At 62.0% G+C, this 18,520-nt stretch carries 16 protein-coding genes; 15 read left to right on the top strand and 1 reads right to left on the bottom strand.

The features are described from left to right. The first annotated feature begins 34 nt into the window (after positions 1-34). From ILFOPFJJ_RS19415 to ILFOPFJJ_RS19390, 6 genes are all read left to right on the top strand, one after another. The gene (locus ILFOPFJJ_RS19415; RefSeq protein ID WP_173512188.1) at positions 35-493 is read left to right on the top strand and encodes a helix-turn-helix domain-containing protein; all 459 of its coding nucleotides are present in this window, start codon (positions 35-37) and stop codon (positions 491-493) included. 30 nt (positions 494-523) lie between these two features. Continuing rightward, the gene (locus tag ILFOPFJJ_RS19410; protein ID WP_173512187.1) at positions 524-2,389 is read left to right on the top strand and encodes an AfsR/SARP family transcriptional regulator; all 1,866 of its coding nucleotides are present in this window, start codon (positions 524-526) and stop codon (positions 2,387-2,389) included. A gap of 35 nt (positions 2,390-2,424) precedes the next feature. Then, entirely contained in the window at positions 2,425-2,643 is a 219-nt protein-coding gene (locus ILFOPFJJ_RS19405; protein WP_173512186.1) for a hypothetical protein, read from the top strand. A 66-nt stretch (positions 2,644-2,709) separates the two neighbouring features. Beyond that, positions 2,710-3,903 (top strand): YcaO-like family protein, encoded by a 1,194-nt coding sequence (locus ILFOPFJJ_RS19400; protein ID WP_173512185.1) that lies wholly within the window; start codon positions 2,710-2,712, stop codon positions 3,901-3,903. Continuing rightward, on the top strand, positions 3,900-4,619 hold the full coding sequence (locus ILFOPFJJ_RS19395) for a TfuA-like protein (protein ID WP_173512184.1): 720 nt from the start codon (positions 3,900-3,902) through the stop codon (positions 4,617-4,619). Before ILFOPFJJ_RS19400 ends, ILFOPFJJ_RS19395 begins: the two co-directional genes overlap by 4 nt. 119 nt (positions 4,620-4,738) lie before the next feature. After that, positions 4,739-4,975: a hypothetical protein gene (locus tag ILFOPFJJ_RS19390; RefSeq protein WP_173512183.1), complete on the top strand. Its 237-nt coding sequence runs from the start codon at positions 4,739-4,741 to the stop codon at positions 4,973-4,975. A 203-nt stretch (positions 4,976-5,178) separates the two neighbouring features. Here ILFOPFJJ_RS19390 and ILFOPFJJ_RS19385 read toward each other — a convergent pair whose 3' ends face one another. Further along, entirely contained in the window at positions 5,179-6,135 is a 957-nt protein-coding gene (locus ILFOPFJJ_RS19385) for a S1C family serine protease (RefSeq protein ID WP_173512182.1), read from the bottom strand. 223 nt (positions 6,136-6,358) lie between these two features. Between ILFOPFJJ_RS19385 and ILFOPFJJ_RS19380 the strand changes: the two genes are divergently transcribed. From ILFOPFJJ_RS19380 to ILFOPFJJ_RS19340, 9 genes are all read left to right on the top strand, one after another. Further along, on the top strand, positions 6,359-6,952 hold the full coding sequence (locus ILFOPFJJ_RS19380; protein ID WP_173512181.1) for an ANTAR domain-containing response regulator: 594 nt from the start codon (positions 6,359-6,361) through the stop codon (positions 6,950-6,952). After that, positions 6,953-8,173: a CmpA/NrtA family ABC transporter substrate-binding protein gene (locus ILFOPFJJ_RS19375; RefSeq protein ID WP_173512180.1), complete on the top strand. Its 1,221-nt coding sequence runs from the start codon at positions 6,953-6,955 to the stop codon at positions 8,171-8,173. Between the two features lie 350 nt (positions 8,174-8,523). Then, on the top strand, positions 8,524-9,924 hold the full coding sequence (locus ILFOPFJJ_RS19370) for a CmpA/NrtA family ABC transporter substrate-binding protein (protein WP_173512179.1): 1,401 nt from the start codon (positions 8,524-8,526) through the stop codon (positions 9,922-9,924). Between the two features lie 72 nt (positions 9,925-9,996). Continuing rightward, on the top strand, positions 9,997-11,070 hold the full coding sequence (locus tag ILFOPFJJ_RS19365; protein WP_173512178.1) for an ABC transporter permease: 1,074 nt from the start codon (positions 9,997-9,999) through the stop codon (positions 11,068-11,070). 10 nt (positions 11,071-11,080) lie between these two features. Next, positions 11,081-12,844 carry an ABC transporter ATP-binding protein gene (locus ILFOPFJJ_RS19360; protein WP_312032708.1) on the top strand — a complete coding sequence of 588 codons (1,764 nt, stop codon included), beginning with the start codon at positions 11,081-11,083 and terminating at the stop codon, positions 12,842-12,844. A 4-nt stretch (positions 12,845-12,848) separates the two neighbouring features. Further along, positions 12,849-15,296, top strand: coding sequence for a nitrite reductase large subunit NirB (gene nirB, locus ILFOPFJJ_RS19355; protein WP_173512176.1), 2,448 nt, complete (start codon positions 12,849-12,851; stop codon positions 15,294-15,296). Further along, complete coding sequence (gene nirD, locus ILFOPFJJ_RS19350; protein WP_173512175.1) at positions 15,293-15,646, top strand: nitrite reductase small subunit NirD; 354 nt, start codon at positions 15,293-15,295, stop codon at positions 15,644-15,646. Before nirB ends, nirD begins: the two co-directional genes overlap by 4 nt. Before the next feature lie 29 nt (positions 15,647-15,675). Further along, positions 15,676-16,521, top strand: a complete 846-nt coding sequence (locus tag ILFOPFJJ_RS19345; RefSeq protein WP_173512174.1) for a formate/nitrite transporter family protein — start codon at positions 15,676-15,678, stop codon at positions 16,519-16,521. Positions 16,522-16,586: 65 nt separating this feature from the next. Beyond that, on the top strand, positions 16,587-18,320 hold the full coding sequence (locus ILFOPFJJ_RS19340) for a bifunctional protein-serine/threonine kinase/phosphatase (RefSeq protein WP_173512173.1): 1,734 nt from the start codon (positions 16,587-16,589) through the stop codon (positions 18,318-18,320). Positions 18,321-18,520 lie beyond the last annotated feature (200 nt).

Genomic DNA, 18,520 nt, shown 5'->3' with positions numbered 1-18,520 from the left:
ATGAGGTTGAACCGTTCCGAGGAGAATCACTGAGATGAACAAGAAGGATCCAAACCCGATTGATACCTTCGTCGGTTCTCGCGTCAGAATGCGCAGATTGATGGTCGGTCTGAGCCAGGAGAAGCTGGCCGATGGCCTGGGCATCACCTTCCAGCAGGTACAGAAATACGAAAAAGGCACAAACCGCATCGGCGCCAGCCGGTTGCAGGCGATTGCTGACATCCTGGGAGTCCATCCAAGCTTTTTCTTCCAACGCGAGGATGACAAGGCGCCGGCACGAGACGGCGTCAGCGACGTCCAGGAATCGAACGAGATTTCTTCCTTCGTGGCCTCGAAGGAGGGTATCGCACTCAACAGGGCCTTCCTGAAGATTGCCGACCCCGTGTTGCGGAAGAAGATCATCTCGCTCGTCGCAGCCATGGCCCAGGCACCGGATACGGAGTCGTCAAGTGTCGCTTCGGGAGCTCGTCGCACGGAGCCCCTGCACGGCTAGACACTAAAATAGCGTCAGCGAGGGGGCCGCATGACCTACAGGTTGCAGACTCTGGGACGATTGCGCCTCCTTAACGAAGCGGGCCGCGAAGTCGCTTTCCCTGAGAAGGGACTGCTCATCCTGTGTCTTGCCATTGCCAACGGCTATCGCGAGCAGTCCCGGGCGGACATGGCGAAGCTGCTCTGGGACGATGTCGAACCCAGCCAGGCCTATGTCAACCTGCGCAAGACAATTTCCCGCATCGCCGCGCGACAGACGGAACTCGGGCGAACCTTCCTGACCTTTTCGCAATCATCGATCCTGCTCAACCCGGGAACGCTGACGAGCGATCTGGACGCAGTGACGGACGAGAGCGGCGATGCCGTGGCTTGCTTCTGTCGTATCGCCATGGCGCTTCGCGACGATTTCCTGAAGGATGTGAGATCGCACGGCAAGGCACTCAACGCCTGGGTCAACCGGCAACGGGAGACACAGATGTCGCGGCTGCGGGAGAGCCTGCTTGCCGCAGCACCCGCTGCGGCGGACAAACATCGCGAACTTCTCAAGTCAGCGGCAATGCGATTACTCGAGCGCAGTCCCTCGGACGAGGACGTCCGCAATGTCTTGAAAAGTGCGCTGGAGTCCGAGGGACGGCACCATGATGCGCAGTTGATCTTCGACAGCGTCAGCCAATCGGTGCCCATCGTCCGTCAGCCGTCGGCGCCGGTGGAGGTCCTCGTCCGGGACGACCCGCACCAGAAAAAGCCGCCGCGGCTCGTCCTGCTGCCGCCGAACGCGGACCGCATGCACGACGCCGCAGCAATCTTTGCGAGCTCCCTCATCGAAGACGTGACGATTGGCCTTTGCGCCCTTCGATCCGTCAGCGTAATCGCGCCCTACACCGCGGCTCAGATCGGTCTGCAGGCCGACAAGGCGAACACCTACGAACGGCATACCATCAGCTATATCCTCGATACCCGCTTGACGGACGAGGGTGGCCGCCAGAGCCTGTTTGCCCAACTCATCTTCTTCGCAAGCGACGAGGTCATCTGGGCCGACCGGTTCAATCTCATCGGCGACGGGCTGATGCAGTCGCGCCGCGGCATTGCGCACCGGATCGCATCGGCCATCGCAAGCCAGGTCGAGCGGAACGAAGCCGCGCGCGACGCCTACGAGCGCAACGGAGACTCCTACCGCAGCTTTCTCCTCGGTCAGCGGTATCTCAAGCATCTGAACCTTCCCGAGGTCCGCCGTGCCCGCAAGAGCTTCCGCGAGGCGCTGAGCGGTCAAGGAGACTTTGCCCCCGCCATGAGCGGGCTTGCCCGAAGCTATTTCGTCGAATGGCTGCTGACGGCGCGTGGCGATCGGGAATTGCTGATGCTTGCCGAGAAACATGCGCGCGAAGCCGTAGCCGCAGACGAGACGCTCGCCTCCGGCTACCGGGAGCTCGGCGTCGTCAAGCTCTATCTGCGCGAATTCGACGAGAGCGCCGAATTCCACGACAGGGCGGAAGAGCTCAGCCCGCATTACGCCAATGTCATTGCCAGTTACGCCGATACGCTCGTGCAGGCATCCCGTCCCGGCGAGGGATTGCAGAAGATCGGGGCGGCGATCGATCTCAACCCGATCGCCCCGGACGAATATTTCTGGACGGCCGCCGGGGCCAGCTACTCTCTTGGCCAATACGAACAGGCCCTCGCCTATATCGACCGGATGCGGGATCGCACCCCGGCCGACCGGCTATCGGCGGCAAGCTGGGGCATGCTCGGCGATCGCAGGAAAGCTCGCCAATTTGTGCGCAAGACGCTCGAAGTCCATCCGGATTTCGATCTCGACAGATGGATGGCGATCGTGCCCTTCCGCGAGGAATGGCAGAAGGAACATTACCGGGAAGGTTTGACGAAGGCGGGTTTTTGAGGCGCAATTCCGCGCGAGAGCAAGAGGGGTAAGTAATGGCTGGAGTTGTTGTTTTCGGCATTGCCGGCGAGGATCATTTGTGGCTTGCGGATCTCAAGGCGGGGACCGTCACCAGGATCGATCCGCCCAAGCAGGGCGCGCTGGCCGACGCCGATGCCTTGCGTAAGTCCGGGTCCACGGTCGTTAAAACCGTCAATCTTGCAGCTGCGGCAAGCACCGCCGACGCCGTTTTCGGGGGCTTCATGGACGGCTGACCGCCGGCCATGCGCGCGACGGGCGGCAGACCAAAGGGACTGCCGCCCAGGCGTCTCTTCAAAGCCATGTCCGATTCAATCCGCTATTCCGATCGGATCTGCAGTGCCGAAACCACCTTCGGCCGGATCGAGCCTCTTTTGCCGGAGTTCGGCATCACGCGGCTTGCGCGCCTGACCGGACTGGATTGCATCGGCATACCGGTCTGGAATGCCGTTTGTCCGAATTCGAAGTCGCTGGTCATCAATCAGGGCAAGGGTATAACGGACATCGACGCCAAGGTCTCGGCCGCCATGGAGGCGCTCGAACGCGCCGTCGCATGTGCGCCGCATGGACCGGCAAGAGTTGCAAGCTGTAGAGAACTGTTGACCGAAGGCGACGAGGCCCTGGCTCTGCCGGGGCTGATCGCCAGCGCACAGCCCGACCTTGGCGATGACGAGCCCATCCGCTGGATCCTCGGCCGCAACCTTGACGGAGGGGCCGCAACATGGGTTCCGCTGGAAGCGAGCCTGCTCGACAGAACGCTCGAGAACTGCCGCTACTGGCAATCGTCCGATGGACTCGCCTCGGGCAACACGGAAACGGAGGCGGTGCTGCATGGGCTCCTGGAGCGGATTGAGCGTGATGCGGAGGTCCTTTCGCGCCTTTCACCGTTGCCCGCGCGGCTTCGAGGTTGCGTCGCACCCCAGTCGCTCGGCGATCCGGTGCTCGACGCCATGGCCAGGAAGATCGCCGCGGCCGATCTCGAGCTGCGCCTCTTCGACATCACCAGCGACATCGGCATACCGTGCTTCACGGCCGTGCTCGCCGGAAAAGACATCCTAACGGCGAAGGCGCCGCTTTTCCACCATGTCACGGTCGGGCATGGGGCGCATCCGAATGCACCGCGGGCGGCTATCCGCGCCGTGACCGAAGCGGCCCAATCGAGGCTTACCTATATCAGCGGCGCGCGTGACGACGTCTATCCGGAAACGTTCGTTCGGCCCCTGCCGGAGCAGACGCGAAGGCTGTTCGAGGCTGTGCCTCGCGAAACGACGCCGGTATCGGCCTTTCAGGCAGAAGGGCCGGATGCGCTCTTGTCCTTCGTCTTGCAGCGGCTCCGGGAGGTTGGCGTCGGTCCGGTCGTCTCCGTGCCGCTGCTTGGCAATGGTCTGCCATTTTCCGTTGTCAAAGTCTTCGTTCCGGACCTGGAGAACCCGGAGGGCGACCGCAAGCGTTGCTTCGGTACCCGGGCGCTGTCCTGGGCACTGGCGGTTGCATGAAGGTCGTGTTTGTCGGTCCGACCGTCCCCGATGCGCGCAAACTCGCCGGTGCGGCTTTCGCGGTCCGGCCGCCAGCGATGCAGGGCGACATCTTGCGCGCCATACGCGCCGGCGGAACGGTTATCGGCCTTGTCGACGGCAACTTCGAACATGTCGCGCCGGTCTGGCACAAAGAGATACTGTTCGCCCTTTCGCAGGGCGTGCAGATCTTTGGGGCTGCGAGCATGGGTGCCCTGCGCGCGGCCGAATGTGCGTCCTTCGGAATGATCGGGGTCGGAGAAATATTTCGCCGGTATGCCGCAGGAGAGTTGGCGGACGACTCGGATGTGGCCCTGCTTCACGCCCCCGCCGAGCTCGGCTACGCGCCCCTGACAGTTCCATTGGTCAATGTGCACGCGACGCTGGCCCGCCTGCGGCAGAGCGGCTCGATTACTGCCGGAGATGCTGCGAGGATCGAGGCGGCAGCCCGGCAAATATTCTACAAGCGGCGCACATGGGCGGCCATCGTTGCCGACGCGGACCTTCAAACGGACGGCGATCGCGCCGCTCTAGCGGCCAGGTTGCATCAGGGATTGGTCGATCAGAAGCGTGTTGATGCGCTTGAGCTTTTCGAAATGGTCAGGGCTCAACCGGACGAACTCCGCGGCGGAAGGCCGAACTGGGAGTTCAATTCGACAAGTATGTGGAAGGTCTTGCTTAATCAACCTCAGACGTAGGAATGCCGCATTTCCCATTCAGCGTGTGTCACGCTCGTGTCACGCCCACAGCGCCAAAGTCACGCTATATTTGCGCATGAGAGCGGGTCGCAGTGACCCGGAATGCACTGGGGGCAGTCATGCAGCAAGCCATTACGCTATCCATCGACGTGGAAGACAAGGAGAAGGAACTCCTCGCCCTTGCCCGGCTCGTCAGCTATGCACGAGACACCGCCAAGACGTTGAACGTCGAAGGCGTGCAATATTGCCTGGAATTGGCCTTGGCCTCCCTGCTCCAGGAAGTCGAATACATCGCCGACAAGAACGTCCTTCCAACGGTCGACCTGATGGCGCTGGGCAGCCTGGGCCGCTGCTAAGCCGTTTCGGGAAACGTGTGAAACGGTTTTCCGTTCGGAACAGCGTCGTTTCCAAGAGGGGGCACTGCGTGTGGAGCGGTTTCCGTCGGGATACCGCTCCACCGCTTCACGGTTGGCAAGTCGCCTGCAGCGCCGCGCGTCTCATCGGACGCGCAAGGTCGCTGTAAATCGATTCCGATTCAAAGAATCATGCAGTAGGCCGCTCACGAACGCGCGACCGGCACCAGCGTCCTCGTTTCGATCTTGCCCGCCACTGAGAAGATCAGGAATTCGGTCGCCTGACCGATCCTGCTGCCGTCCATCAGCCTCACGACGTCGTCAACGCCGCTGACGGGCTTGCCGTCGATCGCCAGGACGTAATCGCCTTCCCGAAGGCCGCCGCGCTCGGCCGGCCCGCCGGGTTCCAGCCGTCTCAGCCGAACCGATGTCGTCTGATCGGTCCCCGCCGCCAGGGCGATCCTGCGCGGAAGTTCGATAGTATCGCCGGCGATGCCGATGAACGCCCGCCTGACATGGCCGTATCTGAGTATCTCGGAAATCACGAAATTTGCCGTGTTCGAGGCGACCGCGAAGGCAATGCTCTGCGCGCCCTGGATTACGGCCGTGTTCACCCCGATCACCTCGCCGCTCGAGGAGACCAACGGCCCTCCCGAATTTCCAGGGTTGAGGGCAGCGTCGGTCTGGATCACGTCGTCCATCAGCCGCCCGCTTGCCGCCCGCATCGTGCGCCCGAGCGCCGAAACGATGCCGGCGGTGACGGTCCATTCGAAACCTAGCGGATTGCCGATGGCAATTGCGATGTGCCCGCGCCGCAGCCGTTTCGAATCCCCCAGGCGCGCCCAGGCTCCGACGCCCGAGTTCGCCCGGATGAGTGCGATGTCGGTGTCGACATCGCGGCCGAGCACGCGACCTTCCGTCACGAACTCGTCCGGCGTCGTGATGCGGACGGCCTTGGAATCCCCGACGACGTGATTGTTCGTCACGATCAGCCCGTCGGAAGAGATGGCGAAGCCCGAGCCGTGACCGGCCCTGCCGCCCACTCGTTCGATGCGGCTGACCGCAGGGCCGACCACGTCAACCGCCCCGGCAATTGCATGCGAATAGGCGTCCGTCAGCGCGCCGTCATCGACGGGCGCTATTTCCTTGTCCATGAAACCCATGATCTGATCCTCAAACAGCAGTGACCATCGCCGCTCACCAAGGACCGAAAGAATTGGCACGCTGTGTTCAAAATAGATGGAGGGGCGTGCAGATCAGTTCAAGCCTCAGCGGTTTTGAGCGATGCCGAACTCGTCTCCGCCTTAAATTCATGCAACCTGCGGAAGCGCAAATTTTTTAGGCAGGCATGTTGCGAAATTTGCTGCACTGCATCATGATCGCCGCATGAATCACCGCGACCTGACCATTCTCGTGATTGACGAGAACGCCATCCGCGCCTCGATCATCGAGGCGGGACTGCGTGATGCCGGCCACAGCCGCGTAAGCGTCGTGCACGACGTCCATGGTGTCGGGCGCGTGATCGAACGGTTGCAGCCGGACGTGATCGTCATCGATCTCGAAAATCCCAATCGCGATTTGCTGGAGAGCATGTTCCAGCTCTCTCGCTCGGTTAAGCGCCCGATCGCCATGTTCGTCGATCGCTCCGACAGCAGCATGATCGAGGCGGCGATCGATGCCGGCGTTTCGGCTTATGTCGTGGACGGGCTGCGGCAGGAACGCGTGAAGCCGATCCTCGACATGGCGATCAGCCGCTTCAACGCCTTTTCACGCATGGAACGCGAACTGGCGGACGCTCGCAGCGAGCTTGCAGACCGCAAGGTGATCGATCGCGCCAAGGGCATCTTGATGAAGTCGCGCGGCATCGGCGAAGAGGAGGCCTACAAACTCCTGCGCACGACCGCGATGAACCAGAACCGCAAAATAGCCGAAATCGCACAAAGCCTGGTACTGGCGGCGGGATTGCTGGAGGATCTGTGAATGGCTGCCACCGCCGATATCACCCTTGGTTTCATGCCCCTCTTCGACAGCGCAGTGCTGGTCGCGGCCATCGAGAAGGGTTTCGCCGGCGACGAGGGCCTGTCGGTGCATCTGGTCCGCGAAACCTCCTGGGCCAATATCCGCGATCGGATCGCCGTCGGCCATTTCCAGGCGGCCCACATGCTGGCGCCAATGCCGATTGCATCCAATCTCGGCCTGACGCCGCTGTCGCTGGAACTCGTGGCGCCCCTTGCACTCGGACTTGGCGGCAATGCGGTGACGGTCTCGCAGGACCTTTGGGGCCGCATGGCTGCCGAGGACGCCGGCCCCGGCACTGACCCGAGCGCCAATGGCGCAGCACTCAGGCGCGTCGTCGAACGCCGCCGCGCCTCGGGCGAGCCGCCGCTGCGTTTTGCCGTCGTGCACCCTTTCTCCGGCCATAACTACGAACTGCGTTACTGGCTCGCGGGCTGCGGCATCGACCCGGAAAGGCACGTCGAGATCGTGGTGGTCCCGCCGCCGCTGATGGCGGATGCGCTCTCGACCGGCGCGATAGACGGCTTCTGCGTCGGCGAACCGTGGAACAGCGTTGCGGTCGCAAGCAATGCCGGGCGCATTGTCACCACCAAAGCATCGATCTGGCGGCTGAGCCCGGAAAAGGTGCTCGGCGTTTCGGCCCGGTTCGCCTCGGAAAACCGCCCGGCGCTGGACGCCCTGCTGCGCGCGCTTTACCGAAGCTCGATGTGGTGCGGCGAAAGCGCCAACCATGAAGAACTCGCGGCACTGATGAGCACGCCTGCCTATCTTGATCTGCCACACGAGAGGCTCATGCCGATCCTTACGGGCCGACTGACGCTCGGCAGTGGCGCGACCGGCTATATTCCGGAGTTCTTCGTCCCGCACGCCAAGGGCGCAACCTTTCCCTGGCAGAGCCATGCCCTCTGGTTCTACAGCCAGATGGTGCGCTGGGGACACACGCCGCATTCGGCGGCGCTGGCGGAGCGCGCGCGTGACACCTACCGGCCCGACATCTACCGACAGGCGTTGAAGCCGATCGCCGCGCCGATGCCCGGCGCCAATATGAAGGTCGAAGGCGCCCTGACCGTCGCGGCGCCGGTCGGCGCTTCGGAAAAGGGACTTGTTCTAGGCCCCGACGGCTTCTTCGATGGCCGGATCTTCGACCCGGACCGGCTCGACGACTACGTCGCGAGCCAGCGCTGAACCCGCCTCCTGCCATTGCTCGATTATTGTGCACTGCGCAAAATTTATTCAAGGAACAGCTTAAGAGCCGCTCACCAGTGAATCGGCGCTTTGGGTACATCCCTGAAAAACCGAAGAAATCGGCACAGTCGCAAACTGGCACGGATCCTGCATTGAGGAAAGCGTAGGGCCATAGGGGTCCGCTCGAAATAATCGGCGTCCAATGAAGGGCGCAGAAGGCAAGGCTGCCAAACCGGGAACGCGCTCTGAACGAGGCAGAGCGTCGGATTCGGTTTTGGCAGCCTTTTTCTTTTGTCCCGAACGTCGCAACCGCAGGCGAACCTCCCATCGCCGATAAACAGGAGAACAGCATGAGCAGGCCTTCCATTGGAAAAATCGCGAAGTGTTCGACCGTCGCCACCTGGGCGGCCGCGCTCTACGTCGGCGCCAGCTCTTTCGCGTCCGCCGAAATGCTGGAGCTCGAGAAGGACGAACTCAAGCTCGGCTTCATAAAGCTCACCGACATGGCGCCCCTCGCGATCGCCTATGAGAAGGGCTTCTTCGAGGAAGAGGGTCTGTTCGTCACGCTCGAACCGCAGGCCAACTGGAAGGTGCTGCTCGATCGCGTGATAACCGGCGAACTGGACGGCGCGCATATGCTCGCCGGTCAGCCGCTCGCCGCCACCATCGGCTTCGGCACCAAGGCGCATATCGTCACGCCCTTCTCCATGGACTTGAATGGCAACGGCATCACCGTCTCGAACGACGTCTGGGCGATGATGAAGGAGAACATTCCGCTCGGCGACGACGGCAAACCGGTCCATCCCATCAAGGCCGACGCACTGAAGCCCGTCGTGGAGGCTTTCAAGGCCGAGGGCAAGCCGTTCAATCTCGGCATGGTCTTTCCGGTTTCCACCCACAATTACGAGCTTCGCTACTGGCTGGCTGCCGGCGGCATCCATCCGGGGTTCTATTCACCGGAAAATGTCGCGGGACAGATCAGAGCGGATGCACTCCTTTCGGTGACGCCGCCGCCACAGATGCCCTCCACCCTCGAGGCCGGCACGATCGTCGGCTATAGCGTGGGCGAGCCCTGGAACCAGGCTGCAGTCTTCAAGGGCATCGGCGTACCGGTCGTGACCGACTACGAAATCTGGAAGAACAATCCGGAGAAGGTCTTCGGGCTGACCAAGGACTTCACCGAAAAATACCCGAACACGACGCTTGCGCTCACCAAGGCGCTCATTCGCGCAGCCAAATGGCTGGACGAAAACAACAATGCTAACAGGGCCGAGGCCGTCGAAATTCTGTCGCGCAGCGAATATGTCGGCGCCGACGCCGCCGTTATCGCGAACTCGATGACCGGCACTTTCGAATACGAGCGAGGCGACAAGCGCGACGTTCCGGACTTCAACGTGTTCTTCCGCCACAACGCGACCTATCCGTTCTACTCCGATGCCATCTGGTACCTGACGCAGATGCGCCGTTGGGGTCAGATCGCCGAGCACAAGGACGATGCCTGGTATGCGGAAACGGCCAAATCCGTCTACCTGCCGGACATCTACATGAAGGCAGCCGAGATGCTGGTTGAAGAGGGTACCGCCGACAAGGGCGACTTCCCCTTCGGCACCGACGGCTACAGGGCGCCGACCACCGACTTTATCGACGGTGTCGCCTTCGATGCGAAGGCGCCGAACGCATACATCGACTCCCTCAAGATCGGGCTGAAGAACGGACAGACGATATCCGGGTCGGACGTCGTCGGCGGCTGAACTTCGAGCCGGCGGCGCGAAATCCGTGGCCGCCGGTTCCGAGACCACAATTCCAACAGATGAGACAAATCCATGACTCAAGCGATCACCGTGGCTCAATCGAAACTAGCGCGACGCGAGCGTCTGTTTCAGCGGATCAATAAGGCCGCCGGTTGGCTCAACGTGCTCGGGCTTGGTTGGGTGACCCCGATCCTGCGCATGGCCGCCGGCGACAATGTCGCCGAGCAGATGTCAGAGATCCGCAAAGTGCTGCTGGTACCGCTTGCCGGCATCCTGTGTTTTCTGGCCCTCTGGGGCTTTCTTGCGCCCAAGGTTCAAACCTCGCTTGGTGCCATTCCGGGGCCTGCCGCCGTTTTCAGCCAGGCGAACGTGCTCCTCCAGGACCACTTTGCGGAACGGAGCAAGGCAGCCGCCTTCTATGCCCGGCAGGACGAACGCAACGCCAAGCTCGTCGCCGAGGGCAAGTCCGACCAGGTGAAGCATCGTGTGTTCACCGGCAAGCCGACCTATATCGACCAGATCGCGACGTCGTTGATGACGGTCGGACTCGGCTTTGTAATCGCGACCCTGGTCGCGGTACCGCTCGGAATCGCTTCGGGTCTCTCCAAGACGATCAGCGGCGCGATCAATCCGCTGATCCAGATCTTCAAGCCGGTCTCGCCGCTGGCATGGCTGCCGATCGTGACCATGGTCGTCTCGGCACTTTATGCGGATCCGTCGAGCCTGCTGCCTAAGTCCCTGGTGATCTCGGCGGTGACCGTGACCCTCTGTTCGCTGTGGCCGACGCTGATCAACACGGCCCTCGGCGTCGCCTCGATCGACAGGGATTTGGTCAACGTCGGCAAGGTCCTGCAGCTTTCGACCGCGACGACGATCCGCAAGCTCGTTCTCCCGTCCGCCCTTCCCTTGATCTTCACCGGCCTCAGGCTGTCGCTGGGCGTGGGCTGGATGGTGTTGATTGCGGCTGAGATGCTCGCCCAGAACCCAGGCCTCGGAAAGTTCGTATGGGACGAGTTCCAGAACGGCTCGTCCGACTCGCTAGCCCGCATCATGGTCGCGGTTCTGTCGATCGGCGTCATCGGCTTCATTCTGGACCGGGTCATGTATGCCCTCCAGTCCGCCTTCACCTTCACGTCGAACCGGTAGGAGGGCGCCCGTGACAATTCTTCAACTGAGCGATGTCTCGAAGTCCTTCGGCGAGGGCAAGTCGCGCAACGACGTCCTCTCGGGCGTGAACCTCAAGGTTCAGGAAGGCGAGTTCATTGCCATCGTCGGCTTTTCCGGTTCAGGCAAATCGACGCTGATTTCCCTCCTCGCCGGCCTGACGACGCCGGATCGGGGCGCGGTGCTCTTCCGCGACAAGGAAGTGTCGGGTCCCGGGCCGGAGCGCGGGCTCGTGTTCCAGTCCTATTCGTTGATGCCCTGGCTCTCGGTTCGCGCCAACGTCGCCCTTGCGGTCGACGCGGTGCATTCCGGCAAGAGCAAGGCGGAACGGGCGAGGATCGTTCAGTACTATATCGAGATGGTCGGCCTGTCCCATGCGACGGAACGGCGGCCTGCGGAGCTCTCGGGCGGCATGCGCCAGCGCGTTGCCGTGGCAAGAGCGCTTGCGATGCAGCCAGACGTGCTCCTGCTCGACGAGCCGCTCTCGGCGCTCGACGCGCTCACCCGCTCGAAGCTTCAGGACGAACTCGCGGAGATTTCGTCAAAGGAAAAGAAGACCATCATCCTCATCACCAACGACGTCGACGAGGCGATCCTGCTTGCCGACCGGATCATTCCCCTGACGCCCGGCCCGATGGCATCGCTGGGGCCGAGCTTCGAGGTGAATCTGCCGCGCCCGCGCGACCGCGCGGAAATGAACTCGAATGCCGAGTTCATTCGCCTTCGTGGCGCCGTCACCGAATATCTGATGGATCTGGGCGCAGGACGCAGCACGGCCGAAAGCGGCGCCGTGGCCTTGCCGAACGTCGTGCCGATCACGCAGAAGCTGGCCGGCGCCAAGCTACCGGACGCCTATGCCCGAAAGGCGCGCTCCGCGATCGAGAAGAGCTATGTCGAGTTTTTCGAAGTGCGGAAGGCCTATCCGACGCCGAAAGGTCCCCTGACGGTGGTCGACGGCTTCAACCTCAAGATGAACAGGGGTGAATTCGTCTCGATCATCGGGCATTCCGGATGCGGCAAGTCGACCGTTCTGTCGATGATGGCCGGCCTCAACCCGATCTCGTCCGGCGGCATCATCCTCGATGGACGGGAAATTTCGGGCGCCGGCCCGGACCGAGCGGTGGTTTTCCAGGCTCCGTCCCTGCTTCCCTGGCTGACCGCCCGTGAAAACGTCGCGCTCGGCGTCGACCGGGTCTATCCCGATGCGACACCGGCCGAGCGGCGCGATGTCGTCGAATATTACCTGCAGCGCGTCGGCCTCGGCGATGCGATGCACCGGCTCGCGGCCGACCTGTCGAACGGCATGAAGCAGCGTGTCGGCATCGCGCGGGCGTTCGCTCTGTCGCCGAAACTGCTCCTCCTCGACGAACCCTTCGGCATGCTCGACAGCCTCACCCGCTGGGAGCTGCAGGAAGTGCTGATGGACGTGTGGAAGCGGACCCAGGTGACCGCAATCTGCGTCACGCACGACGTCGATGAGGCGATCCTGCTCGCAGACCGGGTGGTGATGATGTCGAACGGTCCGAACGCGCGGATCGGCAACATCATGGAAGTGAACCTGCCGCGGCCGCGCTCGCGCAAGGAGCTTCTGTCGCACCCCGACTACTACGCCTACCGCGAGGAACTCCTGGACTTCCTGGAAGCCTATGAAGGCGGCGCCAACCCCGATCCCGAACATCTCGACGCGATCCGGAACAAGCGCGCCGCCCGAACCATGTTGTCCGCCCAAACTCTCAAGAAACAAGCCGCGGAGTGAAATGATGACAGAGAAACTGGTGATCGTTGGCAACGGCATGGCGCCGGGCCGCATGCTGGAAGAACTCTTCGAAAAGGCGCCCGGGGGCTATGAAGTAACGATCTTCAACGCCGAACCGCGCGTCAATTACGACCGCATCATGCTGTCGCCGGTTCTTTCCGGCGAAAAGACCTACGAGCAGATCGTCATTCACGGCGACGGCTGGTACATCCAGCACGGCATCACCCTCTACAAGGGTCACAAGATCGTTGCGATCGATCGTCACGCCAAGACGGTCACCTCCGACCACGGCGTCACGGAAAGCTACGACAAGCTGGTGATCGCCACCGGTTCGGTGCCCTTCATCATTCCCGTTCCCGGCAAGGATCTGCGCGGCGTCATCACCTATCGCGATCTCGACGACGTGCAGGCGATGCTGCTTGCCGCCCAGTCGCGCGAAAAGGCGATCGTCATCGGTGGCGGCCTGCTCGGCCTGGAGGCGGCAGCCGGTCTGAAGGCGCGCGGCATGGAGGTCACCGTGCTGCACGTCATGCCGACGCTGATGGAGCGCCAGCTAGATCCGGCCGCCGGTTATCTCTTGCAGAAGGCGGTCGAGGAGCGCGGCATCAAGGTCATCACCAAGGCAAATACCAAACGGATCGTTGGCGAGGGCAAGGTCGAGGGCATCGAGCTCGACGACGGGCGCATCATTCCGGCAACGCTGGTCGTGATGGCGGTCGGCATCAGGCCGAATGTCGGCCTTGCCAAGGAGGCTGGGCTCGCCGTCAACCGCGGCATAGTCGTCGACGCCGGCATGCAGACCTCGGACGGGGATATCATGGCGCTCGGCGAATGCGCCGAAGTCGGAGGCATGGTCTACGGTCTCGTCGCGCCGCTTTATGAAATGGCGCGCGTTGCCGCCGCCCATCTTGCCGGAGAACGCAGCGCCGCCTTCGTCCATTCCGATACGCCGACGAAGCTCAAGGTGACCGGCATCAATCTCTTTTCGGTCGGCGACTTTGCCGATGGCGACGGACGAGAGGAAATCGTGCTGCGCGATGCCACTGCCGGCATCTACAAGCGTCTGGTGCTCAAGGAGAACCGCATCATCGGCACGGTGCTCTACGGCGAGACCGCGGACGGTGCCTGGTTCAACGACCTCATGAAGCGCGGCACCGACATCGCCGAGATGCGCGACACGCTGATCTTCGGCCAGGCCTACCAGGGAGGGTCCCCGCTGGACCCTATGGCGGCCGTTGCAGCCTTGCCGGATGATGCGGAGATCTGCGGCTGCAACGGCGTATGCAAAGGCAAGATCGTCGGGGCGATCACCGGGAAGCGCCTGACGTCGCTGGACGACGTGCGCGCCCACACCAAGGCGTCCGCCTCCTGCGGCTCCTGCACCGGTCTTGTCGAGCAACTGATGTCGTTGACCCTCGGCGACAGCTACAACCCGGCCGCCGTCCAGCCGATGTGCAACTGCACAGAACTCGGGCACGACGACGTCCGCCGCCTGATCAAGGCCAAGAAGCTGAAGTCCATTCCCGCCGTCATGCAGGAGCTCGAATGGAAGACGTCCTGCGGCTGCGCCAAGTGCCGGCCGGCGCTCAACTACTATCTCGTCTGCGACTGGCCGGACGAATATGCCGACGACTACCAGTCGCGCTTCATCAACGAGCGCGTCCACGCGAATATCCAGAAGGACGGCACCTATTCGGTGGTCCCGCGCATGTGGGGCGGGGTCACCAGTTCGAAGGAATTGCGCGCCATCGCCGACGTCGTCGACAAGTTCAACGTGCCGATGGTCAAGGTGACCGGCGGCCAGCGCATCGACCTGCTTGGCATCGAGAAAGAGGACCTGCCCGCCGTCTGGGCCGACCTCGGCAAGGCCGGCTTCGTCTCCGGCCAGGCCTACGCGAAGGGCCTCAGGACGGTGAAGACCTGCGTTGGCGAGCAATGGTGCCGCTTCGGCACGCAGGATTCGACCGGGCTCGGCATCCGCATCGAGAAGTTCATGTGGGGCTCGTGGACGCCCGCCAAGGTGAAGATGGCCGTCTCCGGCTGTCCAAGGAATTGCGCGGAAGCGACCTGCAAGGACGTCGGCGTCATCTGCGTCGACTCCGGTTTCGAGATCCATTTCGCCGGTGCGGCCGGACTCGACATCAAGGGCACGGAGGTCCTCGGGCTCGTCAAGACCGAGGACGAGGCGCTGGAGCACATCGTCGCGCTGACGCAGATGTATCGCGAGCAGGCCCGCTATCTCGAACGCATCTACAAATGGGCGAAACGCATCGGTCTCGACGAGATCCGTCGCCAGATCATGGACGACGCCGACAAGCGCAAGGCCTATTTCGACCGCTTCGTCTTCAGCCAGAAATTCGCTCAGGTCGATCCGTGGTCGGAGCGCGTCTCCGGCAAGGACAAGCATGAGTTCAGGCCGATGGCCGTCATCCAGAAGGAAGCAGCGGAATGAATGCTCACAATCTTAGAACTGAGGCCGCGTGGATTCTGGTCGGCACCGTCGACGATATCCCACGCCAGGGTTCACGCCGCGTCCACAAGGGCGAAACGAAGATTGCTGTCTTCAGGACCGTCGATGATCGCATCTTCGCATTGGAAGACAAATGCCCGCACAAGAACGGGCCGCTCAGCGAAGGGATCGTTCATGACGGCTGCGTCACATGTCCGCTCCACAACTGGGTGATTTCACTTGAAACGGGCGAAGCTCAAGGCGCGGACGATGGAAGGACATCAACCTTCCCGGTCCGGATCGAGGGTCGAGAAATCTATCTCGACCTTGCAGACAACCATGCGGCTCGCTGAGCCGTTCCTGAACGCGAAAAGGAAGCGCGATGTCCTACGTAGCACCCCAGGAATTCGCCACGAAGATGATCGATGCGGGCGAGTCCAAAGTCTTCATGTCCACAAAGGACACTCTGATCCGTGCCTATATGGCCGGTGCCATTCTGGCGCTCGCGGCGGCGTTCGCGGTCACCATCAACGTCAATACGGGAGAGCCGCTGATCGGAGCCCTGCTCTTTCCGGTCGGCTTCTGCATGCTTTACCTCATGGGCTTTGATCTGCTGACGGGCGTGTTTACGCTGGCGCCGCTGGCGCTGATCGCCAAACGTCCCGGCGTGACCATCGGTGGGGTGCTGCGCAACTGGGGCCTCGTCTTTGTCGGAAACTTCGCGGGCGCAATGACTACCGCCGTCTTCATGGCGATCATCTTCACCATGGGTTTTTCGCAGGAGCCCAACGCGATCGGGCAAAAGATAGGCACCATCGGCGAGTCGCGAACACTCGGCTATGCGGCCGCTGGAGCCGCCGGCATGTTGACGCTCTTCGTGCGGGCCGTCATGTGCAACTGGATGGTCTCGACGGGCGTCATCGCGGCAATGATGTCGAACTCGGTGTCCGGCAAGGTGATTGCCATGTGGATGCCGATCCTGATCTTCTTCTATCTCGGCTTCGAGCACTCGATCGTCAACATGTATCTCTTCCCTTCGGGCATCATGCTCGGCGGTCAGTTCACGTGGATGGACTACTTTCTCTGGAACGAAATCCCGACCGTCGTTGGAAACCTCGTCGGCGGCCTTACCTTCGTCGGTGGCATGATCTACGCCACCCATTACAAGACCTCGCCGAGCCGCAAGGGAACCGAACAGCCCGCCACGCGACTCGTCGCCGCCGAATGATGTGAAAACGTACCCTGTTGGTCCCGCCGGAAGACGGCGGGACCGCTTCCTGTTGGGAAGATTGGATGTTGAAGTCTCTCGAGTCGGGCAAGCTCAAGGTCTCACTCGGCCAGTATTCGGCAGCGGGCCGCAAGGCGATCAATCAGGATTTCCATGGTGCGATCGTCCCAGACGGCGCCGGCCTCATGATGAAGGGTATCGCCCTCGCGATCGCCGATGGCATTTCCTCGAGCCCGGTCAGTCATATTGCCGCGGAGACCGCGGTCAAGAGCTTCCTGACGGACTATTACTGTACCTCGGATGGCTGGACCGTAAAGACCGCCGCAAGCCGTGTTATCGACGCGACCAACTCCTGGCTCCACGCGCAGAACCGGGGCATCGAGGATCGCGACCACGCTCATGTGACAACGTTTTCGGCGCTCGTCTTGAAGGGTCGAAGAGCGCACCTCTTCCATGTCGGGGACAGCCGCATCTGGCGACTCTCTGACCGTAGTCTCGAGCCGCTGACCACCGACCATCGTCTGGTGGCATCAGAGATCGAAAGCTATCTCGGTCGGGCGCTAGGGCTGCTGCCGTCCGTCGAAATCGATTACCGCCGGCTGGATGTCCAGCCCGGGGATGTTTTCGTGCTGACGACCGACGGAATCCACCACAGCATTTCGTCCCGCAAAATCGCCGCAATCATCGCGTCGAGCACCGACCTTGCTTCGTCAGCGGCTGATATTGCCGCGTCGGCATATGAGGCGGGAAGCAGCGATAACCTGACTATCCAGATCGTCCGGATCGAGGGCTTGCCTGAAGACGATCTGGAGCCGGTTTTCGACAGGACGGATTCGTTGGCTCCGGCACCCTTGCCCCGGGTGCCTGGAGAGTTCGAAGGCTACCGGATTCATCGGCAAATCCATGCGAGTAACCGCAGCCATATCTTTCTCGCCACCGATCCGCAAACCGGCGAGAGCGTAGCGCTGAAATTTACATCGGCTGACATGCGAGAGGACGAGAACTACCTTCGGCGCTTCGCAATGGAGGAATGGATCGCACGGCGCATTTCGAGCATGCATGTGTTGAAGAGCCGGCATCCGCTGACGCCGCGCCAATCTCTCTACCTCGTTAACGAGTTCGTCGACGGCGAGACCCTTGCCCAATGGATGGCCGACCGCCCGCGAGCCGAATTGCGTGCCATGCGCGACATCATTGGTCAGATTGCCGACGGGCTTCGCGCCCTTCATCGCAAGGAAATCATCCACCAGGACCTGCGGCCAGAGAACCTCATGATCGATTGGAACGGCACCGTGAAAATCATAGACTTCGGTTCGGCGCTGGTGGCCGGCGTCATTGAGGCGGCGCCGGATCTCGATCGCGGCGACATACTCGGTACGGTGCAGTATGCGGCGCCGGAGTATTTTGTCGGAGAGCGGGGCAGCGAGTTGTCGGACCTCTATTCGCTCGGCGTAATCGCCTACCAGATGCTGACCGGCCGTTTGCCCTACGGCGCCGCCGTGGCGCGAACGAGAACCCGGAAACAGCAGCAGAAGCTGCGCTTCGACAGCCTGCGCGAGATTCGGCCGGACGTGCCGGACTGGGTGGAGGCCGCGATCCGCAGGGCGGTCCACCCCGATCCCACCAAACGATATCAGGCCTTGTCGGAGTTCGTGTACGACCTGTCGCATCCAAATCCAAAGCTGGTCGGGTCTCGTCCGCAATCGCTGATGGACCGCAATCCTCTGCTGTTCTGGCAGTGCCTGACGATCCTCCTGAGCCTGATAACTTTCGGCATGCTTCTGAAAGACCTCGGCTGACCGTGTATTTGCTCATTCTTTATGCACTAGACGCGAAATATTAAATCTTGTGCAATCACCTGTCTTTTGCCAATATACGAATGAAGCAAGTCAGGCCGCGATAGTCGCGCTGACCGCATTACAAACGGTGCATCCGCAACGGAGCGGAACCACCGCCAGCCTATAAATCCAGGCACCAGCATCGACGCTGTGTAATTCAT

The organism is Sinorhizobium psoraleae, assembly GCF_013283645.1.
Classification (GTDB): Bacteria; Pseudomonadota; Alphaproteobacteria; order Rhizobiales; family Rhizobiaceae; genus Sinorhizobium; species Sinorhizobium psoraleae.
The sequence above is the reverse complement of the archived record's forward strand: the minus strand, read 5'-3'. Positions and strand labels throughout refer to the sequence as shown.